13 protein-coding genes are annotated in these 13,911 nt (G+C 44.6%); 3 read left to right on the plus strand and 10 right to left on the minus strand.

Annotation, left to right across the window (positions count from 1 at the left end; genetic code table 11):
* Positions 1–9: 9 nt before the first annotated feature.
* From C7E10_RS06285 to C7E10_RS06305, 5 genes are all read right to left on the minus strand, one after another.
* Positions 10–1,041 carry a TRAP transporter substrate-binding protein gene (locus C7E10_RS06285; protein ID WP_105326479.1) on the minus strand — a complete coding sequence of 344 codons (1,032 nt, stop codon included), beginning with the start codon at positions 1,039–1,041 and terminating at the stop codon, positions 10–12.
* A gap of 2 nt (positions 1,042–1,043) precedes the next feature.
* Complete coding sequence (locus C7E10_RS06290) at positions 1,044–1,736, minus strand: DUF2848 family protein (RefSeq protein WP_105326480.1); 693 nt, start codon at positions 1,734–1,736, stop codon at positions 1,044–1,046.
* A gap of 13 nt (positions 1,737–1,749) precedes the next feature.
* Positions 1,750–2,538, minus strand: coding sequence for a carbon-nitrogen family hydrolase (locus C7E10_RS06295; RefSeq protein WP_105326481.1), 789 nt, complete (start codon positions 2,536–2,538; stop codon positions 1,750–1,752).
* 465 nt (positions 2,539–3,003) lie between these two features.
* Positions 3,004–4,335 carry a GntP family permease gene (locus C7E10_RS06300; RefSeq protein ID WP_105326482.1) on the minus strand — a complete coding sequence of 444 codons (1,332 nt, stop codon included), beginning with the start codon at positions 4,333–4,335 and terminating at the stop codon, positions 3,004–3,006.
* A 25-nt stretch (positions 4,336–4,360) separates the two neighbouring features.
* Positions 4,361–5,182 carry an alpha/beta fold hydrolase gene (locus C7E10_RS06305; protein WP_105326483.1) on the minus strand — a complete coding sequence of 274 codons (822 nt, stop codon included), beginning with the start codon at positions 5,180–5,182 and terminating at the stop codon, positions 4,361–4,363.
* Between the two features lie 151 nt (positions 5,183–5,333).
* Here C7E10_RS06305 and C7E10_RS06310 point away from each other — a divergent pair, with 151 nt between their 5' ends.
* Entirely contained in the window at positions 5,334–6,263 is a 930-nt protein-coding gene (locus tag C7E10_RS06310) for a LysR family transcriptional regulator (RefSeq protein WP_105326484.1), read from the plus strand.
* 68 nt (positions 6,264–6,331) lie between these two features.
* On the opposite strand, the gene C7E10_RS06315 is transcribed toward C7E10_RS06310, so the two are convergent.
* From C7E10_RS06315 to C7E10_RS06325, 3 genes are read right to left on the minus strand one after another with little or no spacing between them, the layout of a single operon-like run.
* Positions 6,332–6,805, minus strand: coding sequence for an L-2-amino-thiazoline-4-carboxylic acid hydrolase (locus tag C7E10_RS06315; RefSeq protein ID WP_105326485.1), 474 nt, complete (start codon positions 6,803–6,805; stop codon positions 6,332–6,334).
* Positions 6,806–6,831: 26 nt separating this feature from the next.
* Positions 6,832–7,818, minus strand: coding sequence for an agmatinase family protein (locus C7E10_RS06320; RefSeq protein ID WP_105326486.1), 987 nt, complete (start codon positions 7,816–7,818; stop codon positions 6,832–6,834).
* Between the two features lie 60 nt (positions 7,819–7,878).
* A complete protein-coding gene (locus C7E10_RS06325; protein WP_234997689.1) occupies positions 7,879–9,114 on the minus strand; it encodes an Nramp family divalent metal transporter in 1,236 nt (411 codons plus the stop codon).
* A 186-nt stretch (positions 9,115–9,300) separates the two neighbouring features.
* Here C7E10_RS06325 and C7E10_RS06330 point away from each other — a divergent pair, with 186 nt between their 5' ends.
* Both C7E10_RS06330 and C7E10_RS06335 read left to right on the plus strand, forming a co-directional pair.
* Positions 9,301–10,077 (plus strand): IclR family transcriptional regulator, encoded by a 777-nt coding sequence (locus tag C7E10_RS06330; protein WP_105326488.1) that lies wholly within the window; start codon positions 9,301–9,303, stop codon positions 10,075–10,077.
* Between the two features lie 2 nt (positions 10,078–10,079).
* A complete protein-coding gene (locus C7E10_RS06335) occupies positions 10,080–11,303 on the plus strand; it encodes a Zn-dependent hydrolase (protein WP_105326489.1) in 1,224 nt (407 codons plus the stop codon).
* Between the two features lie 82 nt (positions 11,304–11,385).
* Here the strand turns inward: C7E10_RS06335 and gltS are convergent, their stop codons facing one another.
* A complete protein-coding gene (gene gltS, locus C7E10_RS06340) occupies positions 11,386–12,621 on the minus strand; it encodes a sodium/glutamate symporter (RefSeq protein ID WP_105326490.1) in 1,236 nt (411 codons plus the stop codon).
* A gap of 284 nt (positions 12,622–12,905) precedes the next feature.
* Complete coding sequence (locus C7E10_RS06345) at positions 12,906–13,607, minus strand: cyclase family protein (RefSeq protein WP_199614537.1); 702 nt, start codon at positions 13,605–13,607, stop codon at positions 12,906–12,908.
* Positions 13,608–13,911: the final 304 nt, after the last annotated feature.

A 13,911-nucleotide genomic window follows, 5' to 3' on the forward strand; every position in this document is an offset into this window, starting at 1 on the left:
CCCTCCTTTTTAAGACTTCGGCATGGTTTTAATGGCTTCTTTCACCATTTCCACCAATTCCGGTTTCACCAATTTAGCAACAGCCGGTTCTTTGTACAGATTTTCTGTAGCCTTCTTAAAGGATTCAATATCGACTTCATCGACCTGCAAGCCAGCAGCTTTCATTTCTGCCAACATTGCCTGTTCTTTCCCGTTAATGTCAGCTCTTTGAGCATCCCTTGCATAAATAGCTGCTTCATCCACAGCCTTTTGGTATTCCGAAGGCAGGCTGTCATAAAACTTTTTATTGATCAAGGCACTGCCTGCAGCATAGGTGTGGCCATCTAAGCTCATATATTTCTGCACTTCATAGAATTTAGAACTGGCAATAGAAGCTATAGGGTTTTCTTCCCCATCAACCATGCCCTGCTGTAAAGCTGTATACAGTTCTGCAAACGGTACTGGCGTTGCCGTAGCATTTAAGTCGTGCATCAAGGCAAACCAAACCGGAGCTTCCTGTACACGGATTTTTAAGCCAGCCATATCAGCGGCTGTTTTTACAGGTCTTACGTTATTGGTGAAATGTCTGAAGCCCAGTTCAGCAAAAGCCAAATGCTTGGCACCTTTAGCTTCGAATTTGGGTTCCAAATAATTTTGTAAGGTATTATCCAATACGTAATAGGCTTCTTTTTTATTCGCAAACAAGTAAGGAATGGAGAGGATCTGCGTTTCAGGCACCCAGGAAGGCAGCGTGCCGTCAGAAGTAACACAGCACATTTCGATAGTTCCCATCAAAACAGATTCGGCCATTTCCCGTTCATTACCCAAGGCATTGTTGGGATAAATTTCCACTTTTACTTTACCATTGGTTAATTCTTCAACTCTCTGTTTGAAGTATTTTCCATAAACGGTGTACTGATGCTGGTCATTCCCGGTAGAACCGAACTTAATTGTATAAACACCGTCTTTATCCGGACCTTTTGGGCCACTATTGCACCCGGCAGTGAGCATCACCGTAAGAGAAAGTAGAGCCATGCCTAATAATTTCAGTGTTTTACCCATCTTTACCGTTCCTCCTCACTAATTTCATGGACAGAGTATTGGCAGGTTAATTTTCTGTTCAAGATAGGATCAATCATCTCCCCTCTGAAATGTGTGCCGAATACGAAACCAGATTTCACAGGCACCGTACCGGAGAAAATAATGCTGCGGGGAATAGCTTCTACCCGTTTATGCATCTCTTCCAAAATCCGTTCCACCGGCAGGATGTCCTTTACGCCGCCCTCTTGATACAGGGTTTCCTTACCATCCACAACCTGGTAGGAGTTTAATTTAATGTCGTCCCAATGATCTTTTACATCATCATAGTCCCAAACCACACCGCCAATAGGCTTCGGGCATACCTGCTTGGCTTTGGGCACGCTTTCCCCTTCCAGCTTTCTATCCGTATGGTCACTGCCAATACCGATATAAACCTTTTCACCTTGGGTAATAATGACATATTCCACTTCCCCACAGGTATCATGGCTGACAAAATGAATATCCAAATCGTGAGTCAGCAACATATTGGACATTTGGAAAATCGTAGGAATCAGTTTGGGAGCAGGAACACCAAAACGTTCTTTCAGTTCCTGGATATGTTCTAACGTTTTTGCCATATTCCGGCCCGCATACCCAATTGCATACAAATCATCATAAACTATATCTAAATCACTTACTTTACCGCCTTTTTCCAATTGAAACCGTACCATTGACATAGTTCCTGCCTCCTTAGAATTTTGCATATAAATCAGGGCGGCGATCCACGTATACGTTAATACTGGAACGAATCCCTTTTAAAATCTCAAAATCAAAATCACCAGAAATAATTTCTTCACTAGGCCCAGCTTCTTGAATAACCTCGCCCCAAGGATTCAGCAGGCAGGAAGTTCCTCCATATACAGTTTCACCTGCTTTTCCGCAAGAGTTGCAAGCTGCCAGGAAAACTTGATTCTCAATAGCACGTGCTTTAGTGAGAATTTGCCAATGGGTACGACGAACAGCTGGCCACTGAGCAGAAATAAAGAGGATATCAATACCTTTCACAGCCAAAGCCCGAGTCAATTCCGGGAAACGGATATCATAGCAAATAATCATCCCGCAACGATGCCCATCCAGTTCAAATAAAGCCAGATGATCCCCCTTTTGATAGGCAACATCTTCCTTCATCGGAGTAAAGGCATGAATTTTATCATATTCCGCGATGCAATTTCCCGAACGATTGAAAATAAAAGCTGTATTGTATACTTTTCCGTTTTTTACATTTGAGACAGAACCAGCCACAATATTTACATTCAATTCTTTGGCTAATCCACCGCATAATTCTTTCGTTTTTTCACCATTTTGATCACTTAATGATGCCAAATTCTTATCCGGGAAGAAACCCGTATTCCAGGTTTCCGGCAATACAATCACATCTGGTTTTTCTAGTGCAGCTTTTCTAATTAGTTCTTCTGCGTGTTTAAAGTTAAATTCAGGATCTGCAAATTTCATGTCCATCTGTGCAATGCTGACTTTCATAACTAACTTCCCTCCTAAATTAAAATGTAGTATGTAATATATTTCTAAATTCAACTTCATTGTATGTTCCTGTAAATATTTTGTCAATTACTTTTCTCATTTTACGAACAATTATATTATTATATCTATTAATGTTATGATATATACATAACATTCCTTGAATTGACTTCTGACGTTATATTTCTTGTTTTTACAGGCAGATTCTTCATATTTTTCAGTTATTATCTTTGTCATATGAGGAATTCTGCCGGTTATTCTGCAAACTTTTTTAATCCAGTAATCCTCTCTTCGTTCGGAAAATAATTGCTTCTCATTAAAGCTATCTTGATTAACTAAGCATGCAATTAATACTAAATGGCAATAAGGAGGCCTTTTTTTATAAAATTTAAGGCAAAAAAGGCCGCTGGCAAAAGCACAATTCTTTTGCTAGCGGCCAAAATTTCTCTATTCTCTTTTTGTATGCGTTTAGATAATCCCTACAAAGTACAGTACCAACGTAAAGGCCATGCAGAATACACCAGATACTGCAGAAACCAATCCTACACTGCGCATGCCTTGTTTGAAATTCAAATTTGCCAAAGAGCAAATCAGCCAAAAGCCAGAACTGTTGGCATGAGCAATTGCAATGGATCCGGAGCAAATGGCCAAATAAGCAGCCAAGTTGGAAATGCCCAAAATATCCAGCATCGGTCCACAAAGCGCAGCTGCTGTAGCAATTGCCAAGGTATTGGAACCTGCTGCCGTCCGAATCAGAAAACCGATGGCCATCGGCACAAAAATACCAGGAATATGTGCATCCACAATAGCGTGAGCCAAGATTCCGGCAACACCCGAACCTTTAATAAAGGAAGCCAGAGCACCGCCCAAGGCTGTGATGAATACAGGGCCTACGCAGTCAAGCAGAGCAGAATTTACCCATTTACCCCGAATATCCATATTGTGTACCCAATCCTTGACTTGGGTGAGCAGCGCATATAAGCAGCCGATAAACAACGCTGACATGGGGTCCCCAATAAACAGCATCAATCTTGCAAAGAAGCTGCCCTTCATAAAGGCTGCGCTCACAGTTTGCAGCACAATCAAGATGACCGGAAGAATAATAGGAGCAATGGCTTTTTTAAAGTTCATATTCGGAACATTTTCCTGCTGATCTCCACCATCGCTCAAATAAACTTCATTAAGGGGAATTTGATCATTTTTTAAATAATAGGCATACAGCACTGTTGCAATGGTTCCTGGAACAGAAACTAGAATGCCCCAGGGAATCGCGATTCCTAACGGCAGGTTAAGGGCAGCGGCTGCCGCCACAGGCCCCGGTGTAGGCGGAACAAGGGAACTGGTAATCAACGCTGTCTGAATAGCCGCAATAAAGGCCATCATGGAAATTCCCGTTTTCTTCGCTAAATTGGTGCACAGAGGAATCACCAAAAGGAAGACTGTATCTGGGAAAACAGGAACGCCCAAAATAAAGCAGCTGATACCCAAAGCCCAAAGGACCCGTTTCGAACCGAAAAACGACACCAAGGAATCCGTTAATTTAACAATGGCACCGGTCTTATTTAAAATAATACCCAACAAAGATCCCAGAAAAATGACCATAGCAATGCCTTTGCAGGTATTTCCAAAGCCATCATTAATCATCTTAGGGATTTTTTCCATTGGCGTACCGACCAAAATGGCAAGCAGCATGGAGGTTATATACAAGGAAATAGCGGCGTGCAGCTTAAATTTGCTGACCAAAACAATCAAAATGCTCACCGTAAGGACGATGATCAAGGCAATGTAACCAACTGACATACTAGCGCCCCCTTTGCAGCAGATCTTATCGGATTTTAGCTAAAAATGCTTCCAACTGTGCATTGAAGCTTTCGCTTTCGCTCCAAAACAGCATATGGCCGCCGTTTTCATAAATGTGATGCTCATGATAAGTGAGAATCAACGTTTCATAATATTTTCCCATGGAAGGTTTATGCCCCAGAGAACTGCCGCTGAAAATAATCACCGGCACTGTAAGTTCTTTTAAATAAGGGGTACAGTCCTGATGACACCAATCACTGTGGAGAGCAAAACCAATCCAAGGTGGGGTTTTTCTAATTTCTTCCCGCACCATGGCAGCAGCTTCCTCTGATAATGTCCCTTTTACCCGATTGCAGAAGTTATCGATATACTGTTCCGGATCTGCATACCACAACCGATATTTCTGATTCCAGCCGTCCATGTTATAGTTTTTTAAATTGTAGGAGTTCCAATCATCTGGGGAAAACGGGAATAAACAACAATCTAAAAGCCCCAACCCTTGTAGATTTTCGTCATGATAGCGATGTGCGTACGTAACCACCACACTGCCGGACAGGGACCAGCCAAGAAGCAGCACCTTCTTCAGTTGAAGATACTCGATGATTTCGTGAATATCCTCACTATGCCGAGCAATAGAGTTGCCCTGCAATGGTTTCGACGAATTCCCAAAACCCCGGCTGTCAATGCAGACTACCCGATGTTTTTTCTGCAATTCCACAACATTTCTTTGATAGAACTTGGTGGTACACATATGTCCTGGAATGAGCAAAATGGTATCATCACCCTGTTCCGTATCCTCGTAATAAATAAAGGCATGATCGCTAGTTTCCATATAGCCTTTTTTCATTACTGCCTCACCTCTTTGTCTTATTTTTCTGTTTATCTGCTTATATTATGGCACGAGTTTATGTATATTAAAAATATATAAATATTATATATTTTATTCCTTTAGACTATATATTATAATAAAGATATCCCTAGAATGGAGATGAGGACAAATGGACTTCCGTGATTTCACCTACGTTAAAGCCATTGCTGAATATCGCACCCTATCCAAAGCAGCAGAAATGCTATATGTGGCCCAGCCTTCCCTGACCAAATTTTTGCAAAAACTGGAACAAGAGATAGGTACGCCTCTTTTTGAGCGGATTAACAAGCAAATGCAGCCTACCTATGCAGGAAAAGAATTCCTTCGGACCGGAGAACAAATCTTATTGCTGCAGGACAAACTCCGTTTCACCCTAAAACAAGCAGTCAATCATACGGAAGGAATTTTAAGTTTAGCCATCACCCCTGTAAGAGGAGCCTACGTTCTGCCAGTAATACTGCCGCTGTTCAAAGAACGGTACCCTAATTACCATATTGAAATTTTCGAAAGACCTATCAGTGAAGCGGAAACTGCGCTGGAGAACGGTGCAGTAGATTTAGCCATTTATTCCCAGCCTACCCGCAATCGCAACCTTGATTATATCCATATCAATCAAGAGGAAGTCCTGCTGTGTATCCCCCAGGATTTTCCTTATCAAAAATATATACAACAGCGTGATGGTTTCTCCCACCCTTGGATTGATCTTTCCCTTTTTAAGGATATGGTATTTTACAGCAATGACCCTCAGCAGGCCCAAGTTGCCCGTTTTGGGCAGCAGCTTCTTTCCACCTATCATCTGCATCCGCCTATGACCATCCTGCGCAGTTTAGATACCTGTCTGGCCTTAGCCAGCCGGGGCATGGGCGTAGCCTTCTGTTATGATATCTGCATTCGCTATTTCAAAAATTACGAGAAGTCTCCCGTCTACCTGTCCATCGGAAAGCAACCCAGCTACTCTGAATTTTTGATTGGCACCCGGTCAGGTTATGTATGTAACGAAGCCCAAAACTATTTTATTTCCCTTGTCAAAGAGTACTTTGGTGACAAGAAACCAGTATAAATCATCCTGTCACCATAGAGAAAAGCGCTGCAGCCTAATTTAACTGCAGCGCTTTTCCTTTATTTTTCTTATTTCTTCTTTTTTCTAAAACAGAAAGTGCAATGCCCATCTTTGTACATGATGTGGTCATGGATGCATTCCATATCCTCATTGTAGCCTTTGACAATGGCCGGATCGATATTCTCGCAGTAAATGCGGCCATATTTCTCCTCTCCGGCGTCTATCCAGGTTTGGGCAAATACGCAGCGGTCAAAATCCTGATGGATTTCATCCGGCGTATATTTGGTTTCAGCACCGAACAGCTCACTGCGTTCCATATCGTAACTGGGCAGATAAGCTTCCAGATCATTGGTTTTACCGCTTTGGGCTGCACGATGGGCAATATCCTTGCCTCTGGCAACGCCCCATTCAATGACGGTTTCTTTCAGTAAGTCCAGACCTTCTGCACCGTATTTCTTCTCCAGGTTTTTAGCCAGGATAGAGAAGAACCGGGCAAATAGGACAAACATATTCACGGGTTTGTCCACTTTTTCCATTGCCATTTATACTCCCCCTATTACAGTACTTCTTATTTCTTATGGTTCAAACGGTATTCCGCCAGCCCATTCATAAAGTACAGAGCAGCCCAGCAGCCCACATGAGAAGCGGTTTGCAGCGTACCATTTTCCGGATAAATTTCCACAAAGTCCAGGGAAGAAGCACCTGCCAAGCCAGCTTCATGCACCATCATCAAAAGTTCAAAGCTGGTCAGGCCTGCCATATCTTGCGGGCCTTGGGGCATAAAGGCAGCATCCAGGCTGTCAGCGCAAATAGTAACATACAGCACATCCGTATCTTTAGAAGCAATTTCAATGGCTTTCTTGATAGAGGCTTCCCAACCATTTTTCTTTACTTCAAAGCAGGGAATTACGGTAGCACCAAACTTCTTGGCATTTTCCCGTTCTTGTTGGTGATTTCTGGGTCCCCGGATACCAATATGCACAATCTTGGTGGCATCCATGTTAGGATCATTGTACAGACGGTAGAAAGGAGAACACCGGGACAGGTCATCGTCACCAAAAGCATTGTAGTTATCCAAATGGGCATCGAAATGCAGAACTCCTACACGTTTGGGATGGCGTTTGGCCAATTCACTGATGGCCGGATAAGCAATACCATGGTCGCCGCCAAACAAGATGGGAACAGCCCCTGCATCCACAATTTCACCGTACCGTTCCCGAATCTGTTGGAAGGTGAAGTCATAGTTACCGTTTTGTACAGCACAATCGCCATAATCTCCAGCCTTCAATACGGATAAGGAATCCAAATCGAAGTCAGGCAGATAACCAGTGTAGCGGATAGAAGCTGTACGGATGGACTTGGGACCTTCTGTGCAGGAGGAATAGCCGCCAATGGTGCAGCCGCCTTCCCAAGGCACACCCAGGACTGCCACATCCACCTTCTTCAAGTCTTCTTTCTTTTCCAGAACGGACAGATTCAAAAAGGACGGAACCCCGCTATAGATATTGGTGGGCAAAAATGCAGGATCGTAGATACAAGGTTTGCTTTCTTTCATCTAAGAACATCTCCTTTTATTAATAGAACACCATTCACAATATATGCAATGTGTTTTTACTTACATCAGGCTGACCACACTGCTCAGACCTAGCACCAGGGAAATTCCAAAGATGCCAACACCCAAGACCGTTTCCAGCTTGCTGTTAACAAATTGGCCCATAATCCCATGACGGCAGGTCAGATAGATGGTAACGCCTACCACAACTGGCAGGACTATGCCATTGACCATTTGTGCTGCCATAATTAATGCAATCGGATTAAAACCCATACCAGCAACAACGATACCGGTAATCAGCACCAGGAAATTGGTGATGGTGTAACGTTTGTCAGAACGATCGGTTTTCCATTTGAATAGACCAGCCAATACGTAGGATACACCCATAGGAGTGCAGACTGCAGAAGAAACGCCGGCGGCCACCAGGCCAATAGCCATAAACGGTTCAGCCCAAACTCCCAAGGTAGGGCGCAGCTGAACAGCCATATCCATAGCATTCCGAACTGGCATGCCGTACATCACCGTAGCAGAAGTTACCATAATGGCACCGGTAACAATGCCGCCGATGATCATGGGAATGTTGGTACCAAAACGGCACAGTGGAAGTTCATCTGTAGAATGCCAAGTCCGTTTGGCAGAAGCTGCATGAAGGAACATGTTGTAGGGTACTACTGTAGTGCCAATCAGGGATAGGCAAGTCATCAGGCCACCCTGGGGAATATTAGGCACGCAGCCAGCCAGCAAATCTCCGACGTCTGGTCTCACCACAATCATGGTTACCAGGAACACCACAGCCATAATTACTACGCAGATGCCCAGAAGCTTTTCCAGATACTTAACGGCATCACCGGCAAAGCTCAGAATCAACAAAATGCATAGGCCCCAAATAGGAGCAATAATGCGGGTAGAAACGCCGGTTAAGGCGCTGATGCCGATAGCGGTACCAGTCAAGTCGCCGCTCATATAGGCAAACCCACCAATGGTAATGGCTACGGCCACCAGGCCGCAAAGCAGATTCCGCAAAAGAGGGCGGTCTTCAAAATCTTTCACCAGGTTTTCTGCCAAGCCCATTTGGGTTACAATGCCCAGTCGGGCAGCCATTCCCTGCATGACCATAACTGCAATTACCGAGAAAATTACGCACCAGAACAAGCTTAAGCCGTAGTCCGCACCGGCTTTAGTAGAACTGGTAACCGTGCCCGGTCCAATGAAGGATCCTACAATAAGGAACCCAGGTCCCAGTGATTTCATTTTGTCACTGAGCGTGTACTTCTTTGCTTCTGTTTGCATGTTCGTCATGCCTCCTACTCCCCTCGATTAACTACCTGCAACTCATAGTCATTCTCTCTGTTTTGACTACATTGTCGTTTTTTATGTTGCATTGTAGTTTATGGGTAGAGTTATACCACGAATGAAAATGATTTGTCAACAAATTTCATTCGTGGTACTCTAATAGCATCAAAACAGAAAGCAAAAGGAGCCATTATGGAAAAGAAGTTACAAAAACCCATCCAATCCGTAGAACGTGCCATCAAAATCTTAGATTGTTTTTCCCTTATTACCCCTAGTCTTTCCTTAGCTTCCATCAGTGAAATGACGGGACTCAACATCAATACCACCCGAGGCCTGGTGAATACTTTGGTAGAAAATCAGCTGCTCCTGCGTGATGCTGATACAGGCAATTACAAGTTGGGATTTTATTTTGTTTCTAAAGCATCCATGATTCACGAGGACATTAACCGCTATATTAGATTATTCAAGCCACTTTTGGATGAAATTGCCACGAAATATCATTTTTCCACCAGCTTGCAGATGGTTTATCACAATCAAATATTTAGTATCTACTGTGCCTATCCTACCAAGGCCGCTTACTACATTGTCATGTCTGAATATACGGATTTGCCGCTTAGTGCTACCAGCTCCGGAAAATTATTGCTGGCCAATCAGATTTCTCAAGGCCGAAAAGATATATTAGACAATTTTGACTATCATGCTTACACCATTAACACCATCAAAACGAAGGAGCAACTGTTATGGCAGTTGGAGGACATTGCCCGCAAGGGCTACGCCACGGAGATTGAGGAATTTGTTTATGATGTGGGCAGCCTTGCAATTCCGTTATATGACGAACTAGGTCGGCTCAGCTTCACTGTGTCATCAACTTTTTTTGTTAAATATTTGCTGAATGTCAAAGATGATTTACTAAAGGATTTCCAGCGGGCTGTAGAAATCTGGAACACGACCCTGCATAAGGAGGTTTAAGAATGCTTTCTTTAGAAAAAATCTGGGAGGACCTGTTCTTCCCCCTTTCTCACTTTGGCTACACAGAAGGAAAAGGCACTACCCGTCTATCCTGGTCTCCAGCCTTTCAGGAGGCGCAAGGGTATCTAATGGATTATGCCCAAAAGATTGGTCTTACTGCCGTTCAGGATGCCTGCGGAAACCTATTTCTGACTGTCCCTGGCACCCAGGACCTGCCCCCCGTCTACACAGGTTCACACCTAGACACCGTACCCCAAGGCGGCAAATATGATGGTGCCTTGGGCATTACCGTTCCCCTGGCTATCGCTAACTATTGGCATCAGCTTGGCTATTGCCCAGTTCGGCCGCTTTGCATCATCGCCTTTGCCGAAGAAGAGGGAACCCGTTTTGGTAAGGTATGCTTTGGCAGTCAAGCTCTTACTGGCAAGCTGAAAGGCCTGGACCCAACAGCCTTGATGACTCGAGAAGGCAAAAACCTACCTGAACTTCTTCAAGCTTCCGGGCTTACTGGCAATCCCTTCACACCCCATTTCCCGCCTGGGAAATGCTTTCTGGAGCTTCATATTGAGCAAGGCAACGCTTTGGAAACTGCGGGTTTTCCCTTGGGTATTGTCTCTGCCATTGTAGGCATCCGGCATTTCACCCTTACTTTTACAGGTAAAGCCAACCATGCCGGAACCACCTCTATGGATTTACGGCACGACGCTTTGGCCGCGGCGTCCTCCTTTATCACCCATGTGTATAACAGTGCGCTAGCCTCTCAACGGCAGTATGTAGCCACAGTAGGCCATATCAAAGTAGAACCTGATGCCAACAACGTAGTTCCTGGCAAAGCTGAGATTTCTCTGGAAATCCGCAGCGAAACAGATACTCTGATGGATTCCGTTTTGGCTGGGTTTCAGAAATTTTTGGACCATACAGCTCAAAAATACGGTGTTACCTATGAAATTGCCAAGTTGGATCAAATTCCGCCTCTGCCAATGGATGCAGGCCTCAAAAATCTCATTGCTGAAGAAGCTCAAGCCCAGAATATTCCCTACCAAGTGCAGCCCAGTTGGGCCGGCCATGATGCGATGATTCTAGGCCACGAGCTGCCCACTGCCATGTTCTTTGTTCCTAGTAGAGGTGGCATCAGCCACTCCCCGGAAGAATTTACTCCGTCCCACGACATTGGCCAAGCCGCTCAGGTTCTGGAAAAAGTACTGCGTCGCGTCAGTGCAGAATAAGAAAAATCCCATTGTTATGAGATTGAATTATATCTCATAACAATGGGATTTCTATTTAGTTTTCATACACCCAACATTTCTCTTATTTCGCCTGCACAAAGAACTTAATAAAGGCGATGGTCTGGGGCTGGTAGATGATATCTACCAGAAAGGCGCCAACAATGGGCACAATCATAAAAGCTTTCCGGCTCATGCCGTATTTTTCCTTTACGGCGGTCATGTTCACAATGGCAGAGGGGGTGGCGCCCAAGCCGTGCCCCATTAGTCCTGCACACATAACGGCTGCATCGTAGTTGCTGCCCAGCACCCGGAAGATGATGAAGTAGCAGGCTGCGGCCAGGAAGATGACCTGTGCAGTCACAATCAGCAGTACGCCGCCCAGAAGGCCTGCCAGTTCCCACAGTTTCAGGGTCATCAGGGCAATGGCCAGGTAGTAGTTCAGCATGACGTCCCCAATAGAGTCCACCAGGGAGAAGCTGAAATTGTAGAAATGGAAGCTTTCGTTCAGGTTACGCAGGATTACTGCGGTGAACATGGCACCCACATAGGTGGGGAAGCTCATATTGATCAGCTTGCCGATCCAGCCGGAAATCATTGTGCCAATGGCCATACACACCACAATGGCGGTAACATTTTTGATGATATCCAAAGAGGACAGTTTTTCCTTTTGGTCGGCATTGACGTTCAGAACGTCCGTATCAAAGTTCTCGGATTCGTCGGGTTTTAATTGGTACTTTTCAATCAGGGCCCTAGCCAAAGGACCGCCTACCAGCACGGCAGAAATCAGCCCAAAGGTCGCTGCTGCCATCCCCACTTCCATAGCTACAGGATAACCCATTTCTACGAAGGTCTTGCCATACGCGCCAGCAGCCCCGTGACCGCCAATCATGGAAATGGCACTGGCCAGAAGTGCATAGGGAGCTTCAATCCCCACCAGCTTGCTAAAGCCAATTCCGATGATATTCTGGAAAATGGAAACAATTCCCGCTACCAGCCAATAGACGATCAGCAAGAAGCCGCCTTTCTTCAAAAGGGTCAGGCTGGCACCCAAGCCTACGGTGGTGAAGAAGGCCAACATGAAGGGACTCATGTAGTAAGTGTCAAACTTGAAGGCAAAAGCCCCTGTCTGATGCCCAAAAAACGTGACGAACATAAACAGGAAGCCGCCCACTACAGGTGCGGGAATACAATACTTGCGCAGCGCAGCAATGTTGTTTTTGACCCAATACCCGATTAGAAGCATAATTGCCGCCAGCGCGGTGGTGAAAATTGCATCGGTCTTGATGGTAAGCACATTTTTGATCATTTCAATTGACATAGCCATCCCCCTTTTCCTGGTCCTTTTTTCAATTTTGTCACATTTATACAGGGATGTCAATTTACTGCTGTCAAAGCAGTGTTTTTTTTCAATGCACAGTTGTATTTGCTAAAAAAGCAACAATCTAGAGTTATACTTGTTCCAAAATAGCAAACCTGACCTAACTCATCGTTAACCAAACTTTCAGTCCCCATTGCTGCCAACACTGCTTTTCTGCACAAAGAAGGACTTGTGAATCCCCTCTCAGCATGGGACACAAGTCCTTTTCCGCTATGGATTTTTTCTTATTGCAGTGCCAAAAGTCTTACCCAAACGCCTGTGCCACCCTTCACATTGGCAAAGGTGCCTACGGTATAGCAGCGAGTTCCCTTAATGGACTCCAGATTGCAGACATTTTCCAATACTGGAATTTCGTGGCTCAGCAGAACTTTATGGGAATTGGGGGCCGGACCATCGGGAGAAATGCTTTCCGTTCCTACAAAGCGAACCTTTTTGCTCACCAGGTATTCAGCGGCTTCCGGAGATACGGTGGTATAGCCGTTTTTGATATAGGCATCATAGCCTTTGCTCCAATTGGCATCATGGCCGGTATGGAACAGAACGGCATCACCTGGTTTAATTTTTCCATTTTTCTTTTCCCAGGTAATGATATCTTCCTTGGAAATCACATAGGCACCGGGATGGCCGGTTTTGATGATAACAGCTGGTCCCATGAGAACATCGGCCTTCCAGCCTTCGATGGCATGTTTGGTATTGTCGATGTGAAACGGGGCATCCATATGGGTTCCTGTGTGGGGGCAATAGCTGATGGTTTCCAGATTATAATCGCTTTTTTGTCCCACTCGGGAAAAGAACTTCATGGAAGGCTGGGTCAGGGATGGATCAGCCGGCATTTGATTTTCCACGATTTCATGGGACAGGTCCACCACCTTGTCGTACTGGAGCTTGGCCATTTCTGCATTGGACGGGCATAGCAGAGTCCCCAAGGATAGCCCTGCTGCGCATAACAACCATGATGCTTTCATACAATCATCTCCTATGCATATTTTTCTGATTTATGTGATTATTATCCCATGGTGAGACTTCTCCTGTCCAATGTATATTCTTGCAAGAATTGATGAATTATATTTATTAATGTATTTTTTTGTGGTACATATGCTAGATAAGAAGTGGGTGTGAAACAATACCTACTCCGAAAGAATAAACTGCTTGCGAGCTCAAAAGAGTTTGCAAACGTTTTTTGCGGCATACCATCCATCTAGTGCTGTACTGGGTGCAGAAAATCATAGA

This window comes from Acidaminococcus hominis (assembly GCF_900291475.1).
GTDB lineage: Bacteria > Bacillota > Negativicutes > Acidaminococcales > Acidaminococcaceae > Acidaminococcus > Acidaminococcus hominis.

What these genes read in the sequence shown, in the direction of transcription:
- C7E10_RS06320 (WP_105326486.1), bottom strand. Translation starts at nt 7,818, where the DNA reads ATGAAAGAAAGCAAACCTTGTATCTACGATCCTGCATTTTTGCCCACC.
- C7E10_RS06335 (WP_105326489.1), top strand. Translation starts at nt 10,080, where the DNA reads ATGCTTTCTTTAGAAAAAATCTGGGAGGACCTGTTCTTCCCCCTTTCT.
- C7E10_RS06310 (WP_105326484.1), top strand. Translation starts at nt 5,334, where the DNA reads ATGGACTTCCGTGATTTCACCTACGTTAAAGCCATTGCTGAATATCGC.
- C7E10_RS06290 (WP_105326480.1), bottom strand. Translation starts at nt 1,736, where the DNA reads ATGTCAATGGTACGGTTTCAATTGGAAAAAGGCGGTAAAGTAAGTGAT.
- C7E10_RS06330 (WP_105326488.1), top strand. Translation starts at nt 9,301, where the DNA reads ATGGAAAAGAAGTTACAAAAACCCATCCAATCCGTAGAACGTGCCATC.
- C7E10_RS06325 (WP_234997689.1), bottom strand. Translation starts at nt 9,114, where the DNA reads ATGACGAACATGCAAACAGAAGCAAAGAAGTACACGCTCAGTGACAAA.
- C7E10_RS06285 (WP_105326479.1), bottom strand. Translation starts at nt 1,041, where the DNA reads ATGGGTAAAACACTGAAATTATTAGGCATGGCTCTACTTTCTCTTACG.
- C7E10_RS06305 (WP_105326483.1), bottom strand. Translation starts at nt 5,182, where the DNA reads ATGAAAAAAGGCTATATGGAAACTAGCGATCATGCCTTTATTTATTAC.
- C7E10_RS06295 (WP_105326481.1), bottom strand. Translation starts at nt 2,538, where the DNA reads ATGAAAGTCAGCATTGCACAGATGGACATGAAATTTGCAGATCCTGAA.
- C7E10_RS06315 (WP_105326485.1), bottom strand. Translation starts at nt 6,805, where the DNA reads ATGGCAATGGAAAAAGTGGACAAACCCGTGAATATGTTTGTCCTATTT.
- gltS (WP_105326490.1), bottom strand. Translation starts at nt 12,621, where the DNA reads ATGTCAATTGAAATGATCAAAAATGTGCTTACCATCAAGACCGATGCA.
- C7E10_RS06300 (WP_105326482.1), bottom strand. Translation starts at nt 4,335, where the DNA reads ATGTCAGTTGGTTACATTGCCTTGATCATCGTCCTTACGGTGAGCATT.